This window comes from Streptomyces sp. NPDC017940, from assembly GCF_044328435.1.
Lineage (GTDB): Bacteria > Actinomycetota > Actinomycetes > Streptomycetales > Streptomycetaceae > Streptomyces.
This window is the reverse complement of record NZ_JBIRHJ010000002.1, coordinates 178,422-198,799: the sequence shown is the minus strand read 5'-3', so window position 1 is coordinate 198,799 and position 20,378 is coordinate 178,422. Positions and strand designations below refer to the sequence as shown.

General features: G+C 71.9%; 20 protein-coding genes. 11 read left to right on the top strand and 9 right to left on the bottom strand.

Features of this window, described 5'->3' with window-relative positions; all coding sequences use genetic code 11:
• Positions 1-5 precede the first annotated feature (5 nt).
• The 9 genes from ACH4DX_RS06995 to ACH4DX_RS06955 all read right to left on the bottom strand — a co-directional run bounded on the left by ACH4DX_RS06995 (position 6) and on the right by ACH4DX_RS06955 (position 7,350).
• Positions 6-1,235, bottom strand: a complete 1,230-nt coding sequence (locus ACH4DX_RS06995; RefSeq protein WP_398114158.1) for a cytochrome P450 — start codon at positions 1,233-1,235, stop codon at positions 6-8.
• Positions 1,232-1,843, bottom strand: a complete 612-nt coding sequence (locus tag ACH4DX_RS06990) for a GTP-binding protein (RefSeq protein ID WP_398114156.1) — start codon at positions 1,841-1,843, stop codon at positions 1,232-1,234. Before ACH4DX_RS06990 ends, ACH4DX_RS06995 begins: the two co-directional genes overlap by 4 nt.
• Positions 1,821-2,177 (bottom strand): DUF742 domain-containing protein, encoded by a 357-nt coding sequence (locus tag ACH4DX_RS06985; protein WP_398114154.1) that lies wholly within the window; start codon positions 2,175-2,177, stop codon positions 1,821-1,823. Before ACH4DX_RS06985 ends, ACH4DX_RS06990 begins: the two co-directional genes overlap by 23 nt.
• Positions 2,174-2,590: a roadblock/LC7 domain-containing protein gene (locus ACH4DX_RS06980; RefSeq protein ID WP_398114152.1), complete on the bottom strand. Its 417-nt coding sequence runs from the start codon at positions 2,588-2,590 to the stop codon at positions 2,174-2,176. The genes ACH4DX_RS06985 and ACH4DX_RS06980 overlap by 4 nt, the downstream gene beginning before the upstream one ends.
• The gene (locus ACH4DX_RS06975; RefSeq protein ID WP_398154312.1) at positions 2,587-4,035 is read right to left on the bottom strand and encodes an ATP-binding protein; all 1,449 of its coding nucleotides are present in this window, start codon (positions 4,033-4,035) and stop codon (positions 2,587-2,589) included. The genes ACH4DX_RS06980 and ACH4DX_RS06975 overlap by 4 nt, the downstream gene beginning before the upstream one ends.
• A gap of 942 nt (positions 4,036-4,977) precedes the next feature.
• Positions 4,978-5,766: a DUF2637 domain-containing protein gene (locus ACH4DX_RS06970; RefSeq protein WP_398154311.1), complete on the bottom strand. Its 789-nt coding sequence runs from the start codon at positions 5,764-5,766 to the stop codon at positions 4,978-4,980.
• Between the two features lie 614 nt (positions 5,767-6,380).
• Positions 6,381-6,719: a hypothetical protein gene (locus ACH4DX_RS06965; RefSeq protein ID WP_398154310.1), complete on the bottom strand. Its 339-nt coding sequence runs from the start codon at positions 6,717-6,719 to the stop codon at positions 6,381-6,383.
• A 131-nt stretch (positions 6,720-6,850) separates the two neighbouring features.
• Positions 6,851-7,204 carry a DoxX family protein gene (locus ACH4DX_RS06960; protein ID WP_398154309.1) on the bottom strand — a complete coding sequence of 118 codons (354 nt, stop codon included), beginning with the start codon at positions 7,202-7,204 and terminating at the stop codon, positions 6,851-6,853.
• Positions 7,201-7,350, bottom strand: coding sequence for a hypothetical protein (locus ACH4DX_RS06955; RefSeq protein WP_398154308.1), 150 nt, complete (start codon positions 7,348-7,350; stop codon positions 7,201-7,203). Before ACH4DX_RS06955 ends, ACH4DX_RS06960 begins: the two co-directional genes overlap by 4 nt.
• A gap of 83 nt (positions 7,351-7,433) precedes the next feature.
• On the opposite strand from ACH4DX_RS06955, the gene ACH4DX_RS06950 reads away from it, so the two are divergent.
• From ACH4DX_RS06950 to ACH4DX_RS06900, 11 genes are all read left to right on the top strand, one after another.
• Positions 7,434-8,324 carry a sigma-70 family RNA polymerase sigma factor gene (locus ACH4DX_RS06950; protein ID WP_398154307.1) on the top strand — a complete coding sequence of 297 codons (891 nt, stop codon included), beginning with the start codon at positions 7,434-7,436 and terminating at the stop codon, positions 8,322-8,324.
• Positions 8,325-8,456: 132 nt separating this feature from the next.
• Positions 8,457-9,119, top strand: coding sequence for a hydrolase (locus tag ACH4DX_RS06945; RefSeq protein WP_398154742.1), 663 nt, complete (start codon positions 8,457-8,459; stop codon positions 9,117-9,119).
• Positions 9,120-9,125: 6 nt separating this feature from the next.
• Entirely contained in the window at positions 9,126-9,632 is a 507-nt protein-coding gene (locus ACH4DX_RS06940; protein ID WP_398114140.1) for a DoxX family protein, read from the top strand.
• Between the two features lie 277 nt (positions 9,633-9,909).
• Positions 9,910-10,488: a Dps family protein gene (locus ACH4DX_RS06935; RefSeq protein ID WP_398114139.1), complete on the top strand. Its 579-nt coding sequence runs from the start codon at positions 9,910-9,912 to the stop codon at positions 10,486-10,488.
• Between the two features lie 38 nt (positions 10,489-10,526).
• The gene (locus ACH4DX_RS06930; protein ID WP_398154306.1) at positions 10,527-11,480 is read left to right on the top strand and encodes an alpha/beta hydrolase; all 954 of its coding nucleotides are present in this window, start codon (positions 10,527-10,529) and stop codon (positions 11,478-11,480) included.
• Entirely contained in the window at positions 11,477-13,399 is a 1,923-nt protein-coding gene (locus ACH4DX_RS06925) for an amidohydrolase (protein ID WP_398154305.1), read from the top strand. The genes ACH4DX_RS06930 and ACH4DX_RS06925 overlap by 4 nt, the downstream gene beginning before the upstream one ends.
• Positions 13,400-13,513: 114 nt before the next feature.
• Positions 13,514-14,260 (top strand): GPR1/FUN34/YaaH family transporter, encoded by a 747-nt coding sequence (locus ACH4DX_RS06920; protein ID WP_398154304.1) that lies wholly within the window; start codon positions 13,514-13,516, stop codon positions 14,258-14,260.
• A gap of 110 nt (positions 14,261-14,370) precedes the next feature.
• Positions 14,371-15,702: an extracellular solute-binding protein gene (locus ACH4DX_RS06915; protein ID WP_398154303.1), complete on the top strand. Its 1,332-nt coding sequence runs from the start codon at positions 14,371-14,373 to the stop codon at positions 15,700-15,702.
• Entirely contained in the window at positions 15,702-16,667 is a 966-nt protein-coding gene (locus ACH4DX_RS06910; protein ID WP_398154302.1) for a carbohydrate ABC transporter permease, read from the top strand. The genes ACH4DX_RS06915 and ACH4DX_RS06910 overlap by 1 nt, the downstream gene beginning before the upstream one ends.
• Positions 16,664-17,551, top strand: a complete 888-nt coding sequence (locus tag ACH4DX_RS06905; protein WP_398154301.1) for a carbohydrate ABC transporter permease — start codon at positions 16,664-16,666, stop codon at positions 17,549-17,551. The genes ACH4DX_RS06910 and ACH4DX_RS06905 overlap by 4 nt, the downstream gene beginning before the upstream one ends.
• Positions 17,548-20,316 (top strand): helix-turn-helix transcriptional regulator, encoded by a 2,769-nt coding sequence (locus ACH4DX_RS06900; RefSeq protein WP_398154300.1) that lies wholly within the window; start codon positions 17,548-17,550, stop codon positions 20,314-20,316. Before ACH4DX_RS06905 ends, ACH4DX_RS06900 begins: the two co-directional genes overlap by 4 nt.
• Positions 20,317-20,378: the final 62 nt, after the last annotated feature.

Below are 20,378 nucleotides of genomic sequence, written 5' to 3'. Positions count from 1 at the left end.
TCCCTTCAGGCTGTGGTGACGGCGGGGGAGGCGGCGGGAGCGACGGGGAACACGACGGGCAGCGCGGCGAGGGCCCGGTGGAAGGGGCCGGGGCGCCAGATCAACGCGTCCGGTGCGGCGGCGAGATCCATCTCGGGCAGCGCGTCCAGGAGGTGGGTGATGGCCGTCTCGGCGATGAGATAGGCGTGCGGGCGTGCCGGGCAGGCGTGCGGGCCCGTGCTCCAGGAGAGGTGCGCGCGATTGCTGGCGACGCGCTGCTCCCCGAGGACGGGATCGTTGTTGCACGCGGCCATCGAGATGACCACGGGCTGGTGCGCGGGCAGCAGGAACCCGTCGACGTCGACGGGGTGGGGCGGATAGCTGATGCAGTAGTTCGCGAGGGGCGGGTCGGTGTAGAGGACCGTGTCGAGGGCCTCGCGGACCGAGGAGCCACCGGCGTGCAGGTCTCCGGAGAACTGGTCGTCGGTGAGGATCTTGAGGACGGTGTTGGAGATCAGGTTGGTCAGCGGCTCGATGCCGGCGCCGTAGAGCGTGACGAGCTGATGGGCCATCTCCACGTCGTCGAGCTGCGCGGCGTGCGCGAGGAGCCGGGAGGTGATGTCGTCGCCGGGCCGCCTGCGGCGCAGCGCCACCAGATCGGCGACGGCCCCCGAAAGGATCTCGTTGCCGCTGGCAGCGTCCACGCCTTCGAAGATCTTGGCCATGCCGTCGGCGATCCGGCGGCCGATCTCGTCGGGGCAGCCGAGCAGGGTGCTCAGGACCCGGAAGGCGATGGGCCAGGCGTACTGGACCAGCAGGTCCGCGCCCTCGGCCGCACGGAACTCGTCGATGGTGGCATCGGCGACCTGCTCGACCAAGGAGCGCAGCCGGTGCTGGTCGACGGCGTCGATCGCGGCGGTGTTCGCCGACCGGTAGCGGGTGTGCGCCACGCCGGTGGACCGCAGCGCGTTGGGGCGGCTCTCCATCATGGGGCGGACCGGGCAGCTCTGCGGAACGGACTGCTCCCACACCCGCGGGTCGGCCGGGAAGCGCAGCGGGTCGTTGAGGATCCGCCGGGCCTGGGTGTAGCCGACGACGAGGGTCGCGGGGACCCCGGGGACGAGGTCCACCGGTACGAACGGTCCGAACGCGGCCCGCATCCGCTCGTACGCCGTGTGCGGATCGGCCGCGAACGCGGCGTCGTACAGGGCGACCCGGTGCACCGGGGCGTCATGGGTCGTGGTCGGACTTGTCACGGGCGCGGCTCCAGGGCGGGTGCGTGCAGGTGGGACAGGTACTCGCAAAGGGTTATCAGGGCCATGACACCGGAGTTGCCCTCGCGCGCGTCGCACGTCGTCAGCGGGGTGTGCGGATCCAGGTCCAGGGCCTGACGGATCTCGTCCAACGGGTAGTACGGGGCGCCGTCGAACAGATTGACCGCCACGGCGTAGGGCGTGCCCTGCGCCTCGTGCAGGGCGAGGATCTCGAAGGAGGCATCCAGATTGCGGGTGTCGACGAGGACGAGCGCCCCGAGTGCCCCCTCGGTGAGCCCGGCCCACAGCGGGCGGAAGCGGTCCTGGCCGGGGGTGCCGAACAGGTACAGGACGAGGGCGTCGCTCAGGTGCAGCCGCCCGAAGTCGAGACCGACCGTCGTGGTGGTCTTCCGCGGTGTCCGCGCCAGGTCGTCCACTCCGGCGCTGGCCTGCGTGATCTGCTCCTCCATGCGCAGCGGCGGGATCTGGGACACGCTGCCGACGAAGGTCGTCTTGCCGACGCCGAAACTTCCCGAGATCACGATCTTCGCGGAGCGGGTCACGCCGGGGGGCACGTAGATGAGGCCGTCAGACGAGGGCGCGGAGACCACGCAGTACCTCCTGGAGCAGATCGGTTTCGGGTCGGTCGGCACCGGCGGCGACCGGTCGGGTCAACAGGCCCTCGTCGATGAGGGAGGAGACGATGATGCGGACGGCGGAGGGAGGGAACTCCAGGGCGGCCGCGATGTCCGCGACCGCGAGACCGCCGCCCCCGGCCCGGTCGAACAGGCCCATGACCCGGCGCGCGTCCGCACTCAGGCCCGTACTCGGGCCGCTCGCGGCGAGCACCACGGTCTCCAGGCGCACATCCGGATGGGCACGAACCCGCCCGTCGGTACGGACGTAGGGCCTGACCAGGTCCGGGTCCCGCCGCGGCCCGCTCACGTCGTCGGGAGGCCTTCGACGGAAGGCCCCCGCGGCGCGACCTTCATCTCGTGTCCGACGCGCTGGGCGAGCTCCAGCATGTGATGGGTGATCAGGCCGATGTCGGCGTCCGGTCCCGTGGTCTGCACCGACAGCATGGTGTTGCCGCCGGCCTGGGTGATGAGGCCCACGTGGTTGGTCAGCTCGATCAGCGCCTGCCGGGTGCCACCGCCGCCGGTCTCCTCGTCGTACGCGAGCGCGGCCGCCCGCACCGCGGCGGTGATCGCGGCGAACTTCTCCGCCTCGTCCTGCCCGATGTCGGACGTACGGGAGTGCAGCAGGCCGTCGGAGCTCATCAGGACCGCGTGCCTGACACCTTCCAGGGACCCAAGCGAACGGTCCAGCAGCCAGCCGAGTTCATTGCCGGTGGTCACGGTTGGGCTCCTTCGTGCGTGGTGGTGTACGGGTCCTGGGTACGCGCGCTCCGCGTGCCCTGCGCCCAGGCGGCGGCGATGGCGGGACGGCCCGGGGCCGGGGCCGGCTGGTCCGCTGCGGCCCGGGAGGGGGCCGGGTGCTCGGTAGCGGGGGCCTTGGCCCGCGTCCGCGTCCGCACGGTCAGTCCGCTGGCGGTGGTGCGGGGTGTGGCGGGGGGCTCGGTCGCCGGCGCGGTGGCGGGCTCGGCGAGTGGCCTGGCCGGTGCTGCGGCGGGCTCGGCGAGTGGCCTGGCCTGTGCTGCGGCGGGCGACGGGACGGGAGCCGATGGGGCGGGAGCGGACGGGGCGGCGGCGTGCGCGGGCCTCGGTTTGGGCGCGGTCGCGACGGTCAGCAGGCTCCGGGGGATGAACATGTAGACGCGGGTGCCGCCGAAGGGGTTGGGTGCCTCCACGTCTATCCGGAACCCGTAGTCGTTGGCGAGGGCCGCGGCCGCCCGCAGACCCGTCTGCGGGTGCGCGCCGAGCTGGTTGACGTCGTCGCGCCTGGCCCCCGTCAGGATCGCCCTGGCCCAGGTCAGCTGCTCGTCGTTCATGCGCAGACCGGCGTCGTCGACGATGACCGAGACTCCGTGGTGCCCTTCCTGGAAGGCCACGTGCACCCGGGCCGTGGAGGGCGAGTAGCGGACCGCGTTGTCCATGAGCACCGCGAGCGCGTGGACGACGGGCCCGACCGCCCGGCTCGTCACCGCGACGTCGAGCTCCTGGTGCTCGACCCGCTCGAACTCCTCGATGCTGCCCATCGCGGCCCGCACCACATCGGTCATCGGGGTGGCCGGCCACCGGCGCGACAGCTTGCCCCCCGACAGGACCACGTAGTTCTGGGCGACGAGCAGCATCTGCTGCGTGGGGTGGTCGATGCCGACGAGCGTCTCGTACGCCTCGTCGCCCTCGTGCTGCCGCACACCCTGACTGACCCGCTGGCTCAGCTTCGACGCCATGCCCACCATGGCGGAGGAGACGGCACGCACCGCGGCCCGGCTCGACTCCTGCGCGGACTGCCGCGCCTCGGCGATCTGGGCACTGGTGCTGCTCTGCGCGTCGTACTGCACCTTGCGCACCGTGTGCGCGGCGGAGTTGGCCAGCTCCGCGAGCCGCTGCGCGAGGGCCGTGTTCACCAGCGGCTCGGGCAGTTCGATGTCGACGCCACGGCCGGTGCCGAGGCGCTCCGCCTCGATCCCGAGCCCGGGTATGACCCCCGTGGCGAGTTGCCCCAGCACGTCCTCGGTGGCGTGCTGGCGCCCGGTCAGCTCGGCGGCCTGCGCACGGAGGCGGTCCCCGGTACGGCGCTCGCGACGGTACTGGCCCCAGAACCGCCAGGCCGTGCCGCCGGCGGCCAGGGCCAGAACTGAGGGGACCACCGAGGTGGCCTGTATCAGGTCTGTCATCACGTCCTCTTACGGGTGTCTATGGGGAGCCGACTGCGGGCGGCGGAGCGTGGGTCCGGTGGGTCCGGTGGGTCCGGTGGGACCGATCGACCCGACGGGTCCGATGGGCCCGACGGCGGCCACGAGGGCACCCGGGCGGTCCCGGGCGGCGGCCGGAACGGATGCGCCGCCCGGTGGGGGAGAACCGTCGAGTGCGGAGGGGCGCCGACTACGCCGACTACGAGGACCACGGCACGGGGTGGCGTGCGGTCCCGGGGATCGGCCGGAGGGAGGAAGCCGCGGACGAGCCGAGCCAGTGGGCGCATCGGGGCCCGATCGGGGGCCCGATCTGTCTCACCGCGCTCATCAGCACTTCCTGGCTTCCTCTCGATCGCCGTGCACATCCGACGGCACCCGCTCTCAGCCAACACGCAGCAAGAACGATCCGGTTGGCGGCCGCCCGCGAACGATATCCTGTCCTACCTGCCAACTGTTTGGCCAGGTGGTCGGTGAACTCCGCGAACAGCGCTTTACCGCCCTGCGGCGGTATGCGGCTTACCCCGGTCTTGGCTGGTCGGCGGGCTTTCCCCGTTACCCCGCACAGGTCCTCGTAACCCACGCGGTTCCTCGTAACCCGCACAGGCCCTCGTAACCCGCGCGGGCACGGTAATGCGCGGCGAAGGCGAACAAGCGCTTGCGAATCAGCCGGGTATTGATTGAGCATGGCTGTTATCAGTCGCTATTCGCCTTGCCGGGAGCCCGCCTCACAAGGGCTCCACCTCACAGGGAGCCCTCGCGGGGGCCCGCTTCGCCGGGAGCGGGAGTTGGCCGGAAATGGCCCGGCCGCCGGATCGACGCGGTTCGCACCGGCGCGGACGACAGAGCCGAGCGAAGTCCGCGTCGACCTGTGTGGCGCCGGGGGCGGAGGGCAGCCGGACCGGCGGAGCGTCGCGGGGTGTCGGCCTATGTCCGGCCTTTCGGGGGACGGTTGCGGTGGCGTGGTGTCGACTGGCGCGGTGGGCGGGTGAGGGTGATCTGCCGGACGAGTTGCTGGAAGCAGGCGAGCGCGGCCAGGGAGGGGAGGGCCGCGGCGACCGCGTTGGCTGCCGTGTGGGGTGCCTGCGCCACGGACAACATGAGGGCCAAGGTGGAGAACAGCAGGACGACTGTCCAGGAGTGTGCCGCCCGGCGCTGGTGCAGGGCGGCGCGCAGGATGGACAGGGAGGCAGCCGTCCAGGGCCCGTACACCAGCAGCGGCCACCATCCGACGGCCTTGCCGGCGGTGTGGTATCTGGCCAGGTGCTTCAGGGAGTTGTAGCTGACGATGCCGCAGAACACGCACACCATGGACACGACCACGGTGGCGAGCGCGGCGAGGAAGAAGCTCACCGTGCGTGCCGGAGCGGCCATGTGCCCGCGGGAACGTGCACGGGCGCGGTGCCTGCGCCGGCGCTGCGGAGGGGTCCGCAGAGGCGGCAGTTCGGCGGTGATCTCGACCAGGCCGGCCAATGAGCCGTCGCTCGTGGCGGTGACCGGCTGCTCGGTGTCCTCCGCGGCCATCGGGCCGCGGGCGGCGATATTGTGCGTGCCGCCCGCGTGCAGTAGGTGGGCGAGTTCCTCCGTGGGATCCCAGTGGACCTCCAGCTGGTCGAGCGGTGGCAGGGAGCGGTCCGTCGCCGTCTGTCCGCCGATGAAAGGGCCGGCGTCGGTGCCCGGCCGGGGACGGCTGTGGCGGCCACGGGCCTCACGCATGATGAGGCTGCCTGCGGTCCTCGTGGCTTCCGCGTCCCTCGGGGGTGCTCGTGGGGCTTGCCCAACAGCTCTCGATGCGCCGCAGTTCTGCCAGCAGATCTTCGAGGAGCGCTGCGCAATGACGCAGATCAACGCGCCGTGCTGTGTCGTTCAGTGTCGCGTCGGCATCCTGCGCGGCCGGTGTGTAGGTCCAGAGACCCATGCGAACGGCCCGTGTGACGCCGGTAATTGACTCGGAACGGGAAACTTCCTGACTGACTCCAGTACCTGCTCTCGACATATTTCGTCCAACGTGTCTGGCGGGCCGAGGATGTGCGGCAAACGGGTGGCGGGATGCGTCATATTTCGAGTTTAAAGGCGTGATAATTCATCAGTTATGCGAGTCAAGGGAGCGTCGTGGGGAGGCTGCCGGACTTTCGTTTCCCCCTGCGATGCCGTCCGGCTCGGGTAAGCTGGAAGGTTTCCAGGGTGCTCCGCGCTGGTCGGTGAGGTCCGGTCCCGGCGGTGCGTTCCGTACCGCACTCCATGCAGCAGGGAAGCCGACAAGAAGGCAGCCGCCCGCCGGACCCCTGAGAAGGGTTTCCGACGGGCGGCCGGTGAGGGGAGAAGACCCTCTACAAACTACTGCCGGCGCCTGCGGTGAGCCCTCCTGCCGCGCAGACGAGCCAGCCGGCGAGGGGTCGCCACAGGACGGTGGCAGCGACGGCGGCTTCGACAGGGATGACCACCCCGAGGAAGAGCACGATGACGACGGTTACCCCGTCCGTGTCCGCTCCGGTGACAGCCCAGCCGGTGAGGGCTGCGGCCAGAGCCACAGCCAGGTGGCCGGAACGGGCGTCGGTCAGTTGGGGCCAGTGCCCAGGTCGCTCCTGACCGCGTCGGACGAACCGATAGCGGACCACGACGCCCAGTTCTGCCAGCAGGACAGCCGTTGCGATGATGTTGGCGAGCATGGTGATCAGTGCTCCCTCAAGATCAGAACTTGCAGTTCTTCTTGACCGTTTCGATGCCCGTCAGCACACCGACCGTCTTCCACGGACCAGAGCGTCCGGGTCGGCACACAAGAGGGGCGCGTTGCCATGAGTCACAGTTTGCCCACGAAGAAGCCGGTGCTGGCGACTGCGAGGAGCAGGTAGGCGCCTGGGAAGGCGAGGTTGTGGAAGACACGTGCGCGGACGTGGCACAGGACCGCGCCGATGAAGAACGCGGTCAGGCCGACTCCGGCCGCCAGGCCCAGCCGGTGGACCCCGAGAAGACCGGCGAGAAGGCCGGCGGCCCCCGCGAATTTGAGGGTCGCCAGGTACGGCAACGCAGCCGGCGCAAGCCGCACCTCCGCGGAGTTCGCCAGCACGAACGGCGCTCGCGCGTAGTCCGCGATCGCCATGAACCCGTTCGCGACGACGCACCCGACAGTGGCGATGATCAGTACGGAACTCATGAGCTGTACCACCCCACAACGGCGAACGGCTCCGGCGGCACCGGCGCCCCCGCGGCTCGGCGGATCAGCGCACGCAGCTGAGCGGCGTCCGGCAGTCCCACAAGTGGGTTGTTGTCGGTGCGGAACCGCACCATCTGTAGGCTCATGACGTCGTCATCTCCTCGGGATGCGAACAGGAAGGGGTCGAACCGTCCGTCCTGACGTCCGCCGGCCCGAAAAGGTGACACCCGTGCCCATCACAGTCGAAGAATTCGAGACCGCACGACCACATCTGCTGTCGGCTGCCCACCGCATGCTCGGCTCGGCTCATGACGCCCAGGACGCCGTACAGACGGCTTGGTTGCGGGTTATGGGTGCCGGATCCTCGACGCCGATCGAGAACCCGTCGGCCTGGCTCACCACGGTCACCGCCAGAGTCTGCTTGGACGAGCTGCGTGCCCGGCGGCGGCGCAACGAAACGCCGCTGCTCGCGGACGCCGTCCCGGCCGCGGAACTGGCCGCGGACGAAGCGGTCCTGCGTACCGAGGACGTCTCCCGGGCGCTCATGGTCCTGTTGAGCCGGCTGACCCCGCCGCAACGCGTCGCGCATGTCCTGCATGACTTGTTCTCCGTGCCGTTCGACCAGATCGCCCAGGTGCTGGGTGGGACGGTGGCCAGTGCCAAGAAGCACGCCAGCAGGGCCCGACGGCGCCTCGACGACGCCGCTCAGCACGCCTCGGAGCAGAGCGGCGGACCGGACCAGCGGATCGTCGAAGCCTTCCTGGCAGCAGCCCGGACCGGGGACACGCGCACGATGATCCAGCTGCTCGCACCCGACAGCGTCCGCGACGCCGACGCGGCCCTCCTGCCTCGCGGAGGCCGCACCACCGTCGTGGGCGCTGTCGACATCGCCAACGAGACCGTGCACTTCCGTGATCGCATCCAGGCCGTTTGCAGGCTCACTGTCAACGACACACCGGTGTACCTCATCGCCCCGGGAGGACACCCTCTGGCCACGATCGAGTTCAGCACGGCCGACCAGAAGGTCACGCGCATCACGCTGCGAGCGGTCCGGGCCGACGATCGCTTCGCGGCCGCCCCACCCCGACCGGTGGACCCGGTGGGTGCTTGTTCGGCGTGACCGGGCTGTGCGCTGTGGTGCCAACTCCTGGGCGCGGTGGGTCAACGCGGTCGGGCGGGTCGCTCATAGCTTGACGGGGTGCCGAGCCGCGGAGGCGGCGGGCGCACCGCCGAGCGCTTCGAAAGGACCCTCATGTTCGACATCAGCAAGGTGCAGGCCGCCCCGAGCGCGGACCTGCTCACGCCCGACAACGCGGTCATGCTCTTCGTCGACCACCAGCCGCAGATGTTCTTCGGCACCGGCAGCGACGACCGCAGCGCGATCATCAACAGCACCGTGGGTCTCGCGAAGGCGGCCCGGGCGTTCGGCGTACCGGCCGTCCTGACCACCGTCGCCGCCGAGTCCTTCTCCGGCCCCCTGCTGCCGCAGCTCGCCGAGGTGTTCCCCGAGCAGGAGCCCATCGACCGCACCAGCATGAACGCCTGGGAGGACGAGGCGCTCGTCGCGGCGGTCAAGGCCACCGGACGCAAGAAGATCATCCTGTCGGGCCTGTGGACCGAGGTCTGCCTCGTGCTGCCCGCGCTGTCCGCGCTGGAGCAGGGGTACGAGGTGTACGTCGTGAGCGACGCCTCCGGCGGCGTCAGCCCCGCCGCCCACGAGCACGCGCTGCAACGGATGATCGCCGTCGGCGCGGTCCCGGTGACCTGGGTGCAGGTACTCCTCGAACTCCAGCGCGACTGGGCGCGCCAGGAGACGTACGGCGCCGTCATGGAGATCGTCAAGGCCCACGCGGGCGCCTACGGTCTGGGCGTCGTGTACGCGCAGAGCGTCATCGGCGCGCACGCGGCAGGCTGACCCTTCGTGGACACCGGCCTTCTGGTCCTGCGTCTGCTCGTGGGTCTGCTCGTCGCCGGCCACGGGGTGCAGAAAATCAGCTTCCACCTGGGCGGCAGGGGCCTTGCGGGCGGCACGGAGGAGTTCCGTGCCGACGGTTTCCGCGGCGGATCCCTCACCGCGCTGGCGGCGGGCGGTGGCCAGATCGGCTCCGGCCTCCTGCTCGCCGCGGGCCTCCTGACCCCGCTCGCGGCGACAGGAGTCATCGGGGTCATGACGGTCGCCCTGACCGTGAAGTGGCGCAACGGGCTCTGGGTGCAGAACGACGGCTACGAGTACCCGCTCGTCCTCATCGGCACCGCCGCGGCGCTTGTCGCCACCGGGCCCGGCGCCCGCTCCCTGGACGAGGTCCTCGGTCTCACGCCGTACCCGCTGTGGTGGGCGCCCCTCGCCCTCGCGGCCGGTCTCGGCAGCGGGCTGCTCACCCGGCTCCTCCTGCACCGGCCTACAGCACCGGTGAGTGCCGGGCGCTGACCGCCGGGTGCCGAGCACTGACCGCCGGGCGCTGAGCACTCACCGCCGGGCACCGAGCACCGCGCACTGACCGGCGGGCGCCGAGCGCCCAGCACCGAGCACTGACCGGCGGGCGTCCAGCACCAGCCGCGCAGACCGGGTCCGGCCGCCCGCGTACCCCCGACCGGGCGGCCGGACCCTCCCCGCCCCCTCTCCCGAGCCCCGAGCCCCTGCTCCCGAGCCCCGGCTCCCAAGCCCGACTCCCGACTCCCGTGACCTCCCCGAACCGGAGCACCCCATGGACACCCTCACGACCCCGCACGGCGGCGGTCAGCCGCTGCTGCATCAGAAGGGTGCCGAGACCCAGGCGTTCGGCACCCTCAAGCAACTGCCGATCGGCCTCGGCCACGACACCCGCATGTACGCCTGCCAGCGCCTGAACCGCGTACTGGCCGACACGCAGATCCTGTACTCCCTCTACAAGAAGCACCACTGGCTCATGCGGGGCGCGACCTTCTACTCGCTGCACCTGATGCTGGACAAGCACGCGGAGGCCCAACTGGCCATCGTGGACGCGCTGGCCGAGCGCGTCCAGAGCCTCGGTGGCGTCGCCGTCGGGGACCCGCGCCACGTCGCGGAGCTGACGGCGATACCCCGGGCGCCGGACGGCGTCGAGCCGGTGCCCGTCATGCTGTCGCGGCTCCTCGACGCGCACGAGCGGATCCTGATCGACGCCAGGGGCGCCGCGTCCCGGCTCTCCGGCGAGGGCGACGAGGGCAGCGCCGACCTGCTCGTCTCCGATGTCGTCCGCACCGGTGAGGCACAGGTGTGGTTCCTGGCCGAGCATCTCGTGGACACCCCGCTGGTGCGCGGCTGATGGACACGTACGACACCTTCCCCCATGGAGAGCCCCCCGTGCAGAACCCGCCGACCCTCGAACCCGCCGCGCAGGCCTTCGCGGAAGCGACCGCGCAGCCGCCGTTCCTCTACCAGATCCCCGTGGCCGAGGGCCGCGGGGCCGTGGACGCCGTCCAGAGCGGCGAAGGCGTACCGCTCCCCGACGTCGACGAGGAATGGATCACCGTCCGCGGCGGTCGGACCGGCGACGTCCGTGCCCGGATAGTCCGTCCCCGCGGTGCCACGGGACCGCTCCCCGTCGTCCTCTACCTCCACGGCGCGGGCTGGGTCTTCGGCAACGCCCACACCCACGACCGGCTCGTCCGCGACCTGGCCGTCGGCACCCGGGCGGCCGTCGTCTTCCCCGAGTACGACCTCTCGCCCGAGGCCCGCTACCCCGTCGCGATCGAGCAGAACTACAGCGTCGCCCAGTGGGTCGCCCGCGAGGGGCACCACAAGGACCTCGACGGCACACGGATCGCCGTCGCGGGTGACTCGGTCGGCGGCAACATGAGTGCCGCCCTCACCCTCATGGCCAAGGAGCGCGGCGACGTCCGCCTCGCCCATCAGGTCCTGTTCTACCCGGTCACCGACGCGAGCTTCGACACCGAGTCCTACCACCGCTTCGCCGAGGGCTACTTCCTGCGCCGCGACGCCATGCGGTGGTTCTGGGACCAGTACACGACCGAGGAGTCCGAGCGCGCGCAGATCACCGCGTCGCCGCTGCGTGCCACCACCGAGCAGCTCACCGGCCTGCCGCCCGCCCTGATCATCACCGCCGAGGCCGACGTCCTGCGCGACGAGGGCGAGGCGTACGCGGCCAAGCTCCGCGCCGCCGGGGTGCCCGTCACCGCCCTCCGGGTCCAGGGAACCATCCACGACTTCGTCATGCTGAACCCGTTGCGCGGGACGCGGGCCGCCGAACTGGCCATCGGTCTCGCCACCGACACCCTGCGCGAGGCCCTCGCATGACCGGGCCCTCGACCAGCATGCCGGTCGCGGGCCTCGTCCCCGCACCGCGCCGGGACGCCGCGCAGGCCGACCTCCTCGTCCGCAACGCCAAGGTGTTCACGGGCGACCCCGAACGTCCCGGGGCCCGCGCCGTCGCGGTGCGCGGCGGCCGGGTCGCGGCCCTCGGTGACGACCACGACCTCGCCCACCTCGTCGGGCCGGGAACGAAGGTCGTCGACGCCCTCGGCCGCCGGGTGATCCCCGGACTCAACGACTCTCACCTGCACGTCATCAGGGGCGGCCTGAACTACGTCCTCGAACTGCGCTGGGACGGCGTACGCAGCCTCCGCCACGCCCTCGCCATGCTGCGCGAGCAGGCCGGGCGCACCCCCAAGGGGCAGTGGATCCGCGTCGTGGGCGGCTGGACCGCCGAACAGTTCGCCGAGCGCAGGATGCCGACCGTCGCGGAGCTGAACGCCGCCGCCCCCGACACCCCGGTGTTCGTCCTGCACCTGTACCAGTCGGCGATGATGAACCAGGCCGCGGTGCGCGCCGCCGGATTCACCCGGGAGACCCCCGACCCTCGCGGCGGCCAGATCGTACGGGGCCGCGACGGCGAACCCAACGGCGTGCTCCTCGCGGCGCCGAGCGCCCTCGTCCTGTACTCGACCCTGGCCAAGGCACCTGCCCTCGACGAGGCCGACAAGCGGACGTCGACGCGCCACTTCCTGCGCGAGCTGAACCGCTTCGGGCTGACGTCCGCGGTCGACGCGGCCGGCGGGTTCCAGAACTTCCCCGACAACTACGCCACGGTCGTCGACCTCGCGCGGGCGGGGGAGCTGTCGCTGCGGATCGCCTACCACCTGTTCCCGCAGACGGCGGGCCAGGAGCTCGCCGACCTCAAGCGCTGGACCGAGACGGTCGCGCCGGGGGACGGGGACGAGTGGCTCCGGCTGAACGGCGCGGGCGAGAACCTCACCTGGGCGGCCGCCGACTTCGAGAACTTCTCCGAACCCCGTCCCGAACTGGCCAAGGGGTACGAAGCCGAGTTCGAGAAGGCGGTCCGCCTCCTGCTGGAGAACGGCTGGGGCTTTCGGCTGCACGCCACGTACGACGAGACGATCCGCCGCGACCTGGCCGTCTTCGAGAAGCTCGCGGCGGAAGGGCTCTTCCCCGGCGGCAACCGCTGGCTCTTCGACCATGCCGAGACCGTCTCCGGCGACAGCCTGGACCGGATCGCGGCCCTCGGCGGCGCCCTGTCCGTCCAGAACCGCATGTCCTTCCAGGGCACCGCGTTCCGCGACCGCTACGGCGCCGCGGCCGCGGCGCACAGCCCGCCCGTCCGCGCCATGCTCGACCGGGGCCTGACCGTCGCGGCAGGAACCGACGCCACCCGCGTCTCCTCGTACAACCCGTGGGTCGCGCTGCACTGGCTGGTGACCGGCAGGACCGTCGGCGGCACGGCGCTGCGCCCGGCGGGGAACCTGATCGACCGCGAGACCGCCCTCGACCTCTACACCCGCGGGGGAGCCCGGCTCACCGGCGAGCAGGACGTCAAGGGAATCCTGCGGGAGGGCTGCTACGGCGACCTCGCGATCCTCTCCGACGACTTCCTCACCGTGCCCGAGGACGTCATCCCCGACATCGAGTCCGTACTCACCGTCGTCGGCGGCCGCATCGTCCACGCGGCCGCGGAGTACGAGGGACTCGACGAGACGCTCCCGCCGGTGAGCCCCGAGTGGAGCCCCGTGGCCCACTTCGGCGGCTACCGGGCGGGCCGGTACGGCGGCGACCACCCGGCGGGGCAGGGAGGCGCCCACCAGGCGTCGCTCGTGGCCGAGGCCGTCGCCGAGTCCGAGCGGCACCGCCGGTGGCGCGTCGCGCGCGGCTCCGCTCCCGACACGACGCCGTCCTTCGTCGACCCCTGCTTCGAGCACTGAAGCCGGCCGCGCTCCACGCACTGAAGCCGGCCGCGCTCCGGCCACTGAAGCGCGGCCGCGCTTCAAGCACTGAAGCCGGCCGCGCTTCGAGCACTGAAAGAGAGATCCCCCCCGATGACCGAAGCCTCTCCCGCCGCCGCCGCCGACGACGGCGGCGACGCCCGGGCCACCACACCGGAAGCCCCCCAGGGCCGCCGCTACGAACCGGACCTCCGGTCGATGACGCGGATCAACCTGCACCCCATCGCCTCACCCATGCCCCTCGGGTTCTTCACGATAGCCATCGCCTCCGTGATGACGGGCTGCCTCCAGCTCGGGCTCCTCGACGAGTCGGCCCGCGCCGCCGTCGCCTTCACCGTGCTGCCCGCCTTCGTCCTCCAACTCCTGGTGAGCGTCCTCTCCTTCGGTGCCCGTGACGTGATCGCGGCGACGCTGATGGCGGTGTTCGCCGGCAGCTGGCTGCCCTACTCGCTCATCATGCTGAGCGGCGCTGCCGACGGCCTCCAGGTCCTCGGCGTGTTCAACCTGGTGCTCCTCTGCTTCGGGGCCCTGATGACCGCCGTGACCCGGCCCAAGCGCGCGCTCTGGCTCGTCCTCGCGGTCTCCCTGCCCCGCTGGGCCGCCACCGGCCTCGCGGGCGTCACCGACACCGCATGGCTGACGCGCACCTCCGGCGCGCTCGGCCTCGTGGTGGCGCTCGTCGCGATGTACGCGGCGTTCGCCCTGATGCTGGAGGACATGCGCGGCAAGCAGGTCCTGCCCATCGGCCGCAGCGGTCCCGCCCACCACGCCGTGGCAGGCGACCTGGCCGTCCAGCTCCGCGACCTGGAGCGCCAGGCGGGCGTGCGCCGCACGCTCTGAGCGTCGACCCGATCGTTTAGGATCGAACGATTAGTCGATATTGTTCGAGCGCTGGTAGCTTCTGATCGCCCCCGAGAACCCTTCGGCGGGCGATCGGAGGAGATCCACCCATGAGGTCCGGCGCGAGGCTCGCGCTCGCCGTCATCACCCTCGCCGCCTTCGCCGCCGCCTGCGGTGTTCCGCGGAGCGGTGGTTCGCAGTCGCAGACCGCCGTGGACTGCGAGCCGTACGCCAGGTACGGCAGCCATCCCGGCACCGAGGTCACCGTCTACGCGGAGAACCGCGACCAGGAAGCCGACCTGTTCGAACAGACCTGGGCCGACTTCGCGCACTGCACGGGAACCGACGTCCAGTACGAGGGGGACGGGGAGTTCGAGGCCCGCATCCAGCTCCGGGTCGACGGCGGGAACGCGCCCGACGTGGCGTTCTTCCCGCAGCCAGGGCTCCTGGAGCGCTTCGCGCGGGCGGGGAAGCTCAAGCCCGCGAGCGCCGGGGTCGTGAACCTCGCGAAGCAGGGCTGGTCGGCGGACTGGAACAGCTACGCGACCGTGGACGGCACCCTCTACGGCACCCCGCTGGTCGCGAACGTGAAGTCGTTCGTCTGGTACTCCCCGAAGTTCTTCCGCGATCGGGGGCTGCGCGTCCCCCGCACCTGGTCCGAGCTGATGGCCGTGACGGAGAAGGTCGCGGCATCGGGCGTCACACCGTGGTGCGCCGGCGTCGAGTCCGCCGAGGCGACCGGCTGGCCCGTGACGGACTGGATCGAGGACGTCCTGCTGCGCCAGCAGGGCACGGACGTCTACGACCAGTGGGTCGCCCACAAGATCCCGTTCAATGACCCGCGTGTGATCAGAGCCATGGACACCGTCGGGTCCGTCCTCAAGGACGACCGCTACGCCAACGGCGGTTTCGGCCCCGCCCGCTCGATCGCGTCGATCTCCTTCCAGGAAGCCGGCACACCGGTCCTCTCCGGAGACTGCGCGATGCACCGCCAGGCCTCCTTCTACGCCGGTCTGTGGCCGGAGGGCACCGCCATCGGACCGGACAAGGACGTCCACGCCTTCCTGCTGCCCGGAGCCGACTCCGCCAGGCCTCCCGTCCTGGGCGGCGGGGTGTTCACCGCGGCGTTCGCCGACCGGCCCGAGGTGCGGGCCTTCCAGGAGTATCTGGCCTCTGCCGACTTCGCGAACGCGCGGATGCGAAAGGGCCCCTTCGTCTCGGCGAACCGGGGTGTGGACCCGGCGAACGCCGCGACCCCGGTGGACCGCCTCGCCATCCAGCTCCTCCAGGACCGAAGGACACGGTTCAGGTTCGACGGTTCGGACCTGATGCCCGCGTCGGTCGGCGCCGGGACGTTCTGGCAGGGAGTCGTCGACTGGGTCGGCGGCGCGTCCACCCGGCAGGTCGCCGACTCCGTCGAACGGTCCTGGCCGAGCCGCTGATGCCGTTCGACCTCCTCACCCAGCAGCCCAAGCTGCTGTTCCTGCTCCAGGGCGTCGCCGCCTTCACGGCGGTGGTCTGTCTGATCCTGCTGGCGCTGCACCGCGGGCCGCAGCGGCGCGGGGTCGCGGCCACGCTCCTGCTGGCCCCCGCGCTGCTGCTGCTCACGGTCGGTCTCCTCCTCCCCGCTCTGCGCACCCTGGCGCTCTCGTTCACCGACAGCGGGGGAGGGGCGTGGGCCGGGCTCGACAACTACGTGTGGATGTTCACCGACCCCCGGGCGACGGTCGCGCTGCGCAACACCCTGGCGTGGGTGGTGCTCGTGCCGCTGCTCGCGACCACGGTCGGTCTGCTCTACGCGGCGGCTGTCGTACGGTCGCGGTTCCGGGCGTTCGCGCTGGTCCTCGTCCTGACGCCGATGGCGGTCTCCTTCGTCGGCGCGGGTGTCGTGTGGAAATTCGTGTACGCCTACCGGCCCGCGCGGGTCCCGCAGACCGGGCTCCTGAACCAGCTCGTCGTCGCGTTCGGCGGCGAACCGCGGCAATGGCTCGTGGACTCTCCCTGGAACGTCCTGTTCCTCATCGTGGTGATGGTGTGGACCCAGGCGGGCTTCGCGGCCGTCCTGCTGACCGGCGCGATCAAGGCCGTTCCCGTCGAGGCGACCGAGGCGGCCCGGCTCGACGGCGCGTCCCCCCGGCAGGTCTTCTGGTGGATCACCATGCCGTCGATCAGACCCACCCTGCTCGTCGTGGTCCTCGCCCAGGCGATCGGCACCTTGAAGGCCTTCGACATCGTCAAGACCATGACCGGCGGGCAGTTCCAGACCGGCGTCATCGCCCACGAGATGTACGACCAGGGCTTCCGCTACGGTGACACGGGCCGCGGCGCCGCCCTCGCCGTACTGCTCTTCGTCCTCGTCACCCCCTTCGTCGCCCACCAGGTCCGGGCGCGGCGGAGGGCACGGTGAACGGAGTGCGGGAGCGGCTGGCATCCCGCGCCTTCTCGGCGGTCGCCGTGGTGATCGCGGTCCTGTGGACGACACCGACCCTCGGCCTCCTGCTCTCCTCGTTCCGTCCCGAGCACGAGATCAAGACGACCGGCTGGTGGACCGTGACCGGTTCGCCGCGCTTCACGCTCGACAACTACCGCGAGGTGCTGTCCGGCGGCGGGAACGGGCCGGGCCGACTCGCCGAGCACTTCGTCAACTCCGTCGTCATCACCCTGCCCTCGGTGCTGTTCCCGCTCGTGCTGGCGCTCCTCGCCGCGTACGCCCTGGCGTTCATCGACTTCAGGGGGCGCGACGCGCTCGTCGTCGGCATCTTCGCGCTCCAGGCCGTACCGCTCCAGATGGCGCTCGTCCCGCTCCTGAAGCTCCTCTCCCAGGGCTGGCTGTTCCTGCCCGCCTGGAACCTCGAAGGTCCCGCCCGGTTCGGCCACCTCTGGTTCGCCCACACGGCCTTCGCGCTGCCGTTCGCGGTGTTCCTCCTGCACAACTCCCTGGCCGGGCTGCCCAGGGAACTGATCGAGGCCGCCCGCGTCGACGGGGCGTCGCACGGGACGCTGCTGCTGCGGATCGTGCTGCCCCTGTCCCGCCCGGCCCTCGTCACCTTCGCCGTCATCCAGTTCATCTGGGTGTGGAACGACCTCCTCGTGGCCCTGACGCTGTCGGGCGGAACACCCGGGACCGCGCCGATGCCGGTCGCACTGGCGAACCTGGCCGGCACGTACGGCAACGAGTGGCAGCGGCTCACCGCGGCGGCCTTCGTGGCGGCGTTCGTCCCGCTGCTCGTCTTCTTCCTGCTCCGGCGGCACTTCGCGCGAGGGCTCCTCGCCGGATCGGTCAAGGGATGACCCCCGGCAGGCCCGGGGGCCAGGGCGTGGCGACGCCCGGGAGCGCGGCCCTCACCCGGCCCGGGCTGCGGGGCCGTGAAGCCGAGCTGGAGCGGCTGCGCGCCCTGGTCGGGTCGGTGCGCGACGGTGCGGGCGGAGCGGTCGCGCTGCTCCTCGGCGAGCCGGGGATCGGGAAGACCGCACTGCTGCGGGAGACCGTCGCGATCGCACGCGCCCACGGCTACGCCGTCAGCCACGGACACGCCGACGAACTGCACGAACTGGCACCGCTCGCCTCACTGGCCTCGGGCCTCCTGCACGGCGACCCGCCGCTGCTGTCACGGACGGACTTCGCCGACCTCGCCGGCCACCACGACCAGCGCGTCTGGCTAGTCGAACGGCTGGCCCAGCTGATCGAGGAACGGTCGACCCGCGCGCCCGTACTGATCGCGGTCGACGACGTCCAATGGGCCGACCCGCTGAGCCGCTTCGCCCTGAGCGTCATGCCGGCCCGGCTGCTCAGCTCCCCGGTCCTCTGGCTGCTCACGAGCAGGAACGACCCGCAACTGCACGGGCGGGGACCCGCGACGACGACCCTTACCCTGCGGCCGCTGTCCGGCACGGCCCTGGCCGAACTGGCACGGGACGTCCTCGGCGGGGACGTACCGGAGCAGGTCGCGCAGCACCTCGACGGCGCGGGCGGCAACCCCTTCCTCGCGTCCGAGCTGCTCACGGGCATCGCGGCGTCGGGCACGGCCGGGACCGAACCGCCGCAGCGGCTGGTACTCGGCGTACGGGAGCGGCTTGCCGCCCTGCGGCCGGACACCCTGCACCTCCTGCGGATCGGCTCGGTCCTCGGCCGCGCGTTCACGCTCGCCGACGCCGCGGCCCTGTGCGGCAGGCCGGCCTCCGGTCTCGGCGCCGAGCTGGACGAGGCGGTCGGTGCCGCGCTCCTCCACGACGAGGGCGAACGCCTGCTGTTCCGCCACGACCTGCTCCGCCAGGCGGTGTACGCCGACCTCGCCCCTTCCGTACGCCGGGCGCTGCACCGGGAGGCCGCGAGCCGGCTCGTCGCGGCGGGCCGCAGCTCCACCGAGGCGGTCCCGCACCTCATGAAGAGCGCCGAACCCGGCGACCAGGAGGCGATCAGGCTGCTCGGCGCGGCCGCCACCGACGTGCTGGCCTCGCTGCCCGACCTCGCCGCCGACCTGGCGGTACGCGCCCTGGAACTCGTACCGCCGCACACGCCCGCGGTGTTCGACGTGGGCGAGCGGGCCGTCGTGGCGCTGACCCGCGCGGGCCGGTACACCGAGGCGCGACGGACCGGCGACGCGCTGCTGGCCAGGCAACCGCCCCTGGAGGTCTTCGCCCGACTCCAGTCCGTACTCGGAGACACGCTGTGGCACCTCGACGACGTCCATGAGCTGACCCACCGGGCGACGGCGGCGCTCGCGGCCGTCACCGACCCGGCGATCCGCGCCCGGCTGACCGCACGCCTCGCCCTCGCCCGGTCCCGCGGACGCGACCTCGGGGCCGCTCGCGAGATGGGCGAACGGGCCCTCGCCGAGGCGGAGCGGTCCGGTGACCGGCAAGCACGCGTCCTCGCCCTCTGGGGTCTCGGCGAGATCGCCCTCAACGCGGGCGACTGCGCCGCCGCCGTCGAGCACCACACGGCGCTCAGCGTGTTCGACACGGCCTTCCTCGCCGAGGAGGCCGTCGCACGGATCCACAGCGACGACTTCGACACCGTACGGTCGATGCTCCGCAGGGCGGGCGAAGGCCCCCTGCGCCCCGCCATGCTGATCTGGGCGCAGGGAACCCTGAACATGGGGCTCGCACGGCTCGACGACGCGGACGCCGACTTCGTCACCGCCGAACGCCTCGAAGCCGACCTGCGCGTGCCAGGGAACCTCGTCAACATACGGGTCAACCGCGGCCTGCTCGCGCTGCTGCGCGGCGACCGCGAAGCCGCGCGGGAACACCTTGACATCGTGCGGGCGACCGTGGCCGACCGGCCGAACACGGGCAACCACGCCACGCACCAGTACTTCGAGGCCGCCGTCGCCGACGCGGGCGGCGACCACCCGGCGGCGGCCGAACGGATCCGGTCCGCCCAGCGGGACCACTCCTTCTTCCGCTGGCGGCTGCTGCGCCCCCAGGCCGTCCAGGCCGTGCGGATCGCGCTGCGCGCCGGGGACCGGGCCCTGGCCGAGGACCTCGCGGCCCAGGCGACGGAGCACGCCGCCCGCAACCCCGCCGTGCCGACCGCACAGGGCACGGCCGTCCACGCGGCCGCCCTCGTGCACGCCGACCACGGACTCCTGGAACGAGCGGTCCGCGTCCTGCGCGCCGGCCCCCGGCCGCTGCCCCTCGCCGAGGCCTGCGCCGACCTCGGGCGCGCGCTGCTGACCGCGGGCAGCACGGCCGCGGTGTTCGCCCTGACCGAGGCGTACGACCTCTACGCATCGGCGGGGGCGGACTTCGAGGCCGACCGGGTCCGGGCCGATCTCGAACGGGCCACGTCCCGCTCCGCACGGCGCGGCGGCGGCCCCCGGCCACGCCCCGGCCGTGGCTGGGACGCGCTGACGGCCTCGGAGCGCAAGGTGGCGGGCCTGGTCGCCGCGGGTCACACCAACCGGTCGGCCGCGGCCGCCCTCCTCGTGTCCCCGCACACCGTCAACACCCATCTCTCGTCGATCTTCCGCAAGCTCTCCGTGCACTCCAGGGTCCACCTGGCGAGGATCGTGCTGGCGCAGGGCGACACCGCGACCGCCGCCGACGCCTGAACGACTCCTGCGCCCCCGTGCAAGACACGGTGCGCCGGACGGCAACAGTGATCGCCGCACCG

Bases quoted from the DNA above. Each gene is read 5' to 3' on its own strand.
- ACH4DX_RS06925 (WP_398154305.1), top strand. From the start codon at position 11,477: ATGACCGGGCCCTCGACCAGCATGCCGGTCGCGGGCCTCGTCCCCGCA.
- ACH4DX_RS06960 (WP_398154309.1), bottom strand. From the start codon at position 7,204: ATGAGTTCCGTACTGATCATCGCCACTGTCGGGTGCGTCGTCGCGAAC.
- ACH4DX_RS06910 (WP_398154302.1), top strand. From the start codon at position 15,702: ATGCCGTTCGACCTCCTCACCCAGCAGCCCAAGCTGCTGTTCCTGCTC.
- ACH4DX_RS06935 (WP_398114139.1), top strand. From the start codon at position 9,910: ATGGACACCCTCACGACCCCGCACGGCGGCGGTCAGCCGCTGCTGCAT.
- ACH4DX_RS06915 (WP_398154303.1), top strand. From the start codon at position 14,371: ATGAGGTCCGGCGCGAGGCTCGCGCTCGCCGTCATCACCCTCGCCGCC.
- ACH4DX_RS06955 (WP_398154308.1), bottom strand. From the start codon at position 7,350: ATGAGCCTACAGATGGTGCGGTTCCGCACCGACAACAACCCACTTGTG.
- ACH4DX_RS06965 (WP_398154310.1), bottom strand. From the start codon at position 6,719: ATGCTCGCCAACATCATCGCAACGGCTGTCCTGCTGGCAGAACTGGGC.
- ACH4DX_RS06945 (WP_398154742.1), top strand. From the start codon at position 8,457: ATGTTCGACATCAGCAAGGTGCAGGCCGCCCCGAGCGCGGACCTGCTC.
- ACH4DX_RS06900 (WP_398154300.1), top strand. From the start codon at position 17,548: ATGACCCCCGGCAGGCCCGGGGGCCAGGGCGTGGCGACGCCCGGGAGC.
- ACH4DX_RS06920 (WP_398154304.1), top strand. From the start codon at position 13,514: ATGACCGAAGCCTCTCCCGCCGCCGCCGCCGACGACGGCGGCGACGCC.
- ACH4DX_RS06975 (WP_398154312.1), bottom strand. From the start codon at position 4,035: ATGACAGACCTGATACAGGCCACCTCGGTGGTCCCCTCAGTTCTGGCC.
- ACH4DX_RS06970 (WP_398154311.1), bottom strand. From the start codon at position 5,766: ATGCGTGAGGCCCGTGGCCGCCACAGCCGTCCCCGGCCGGGCACCGAC.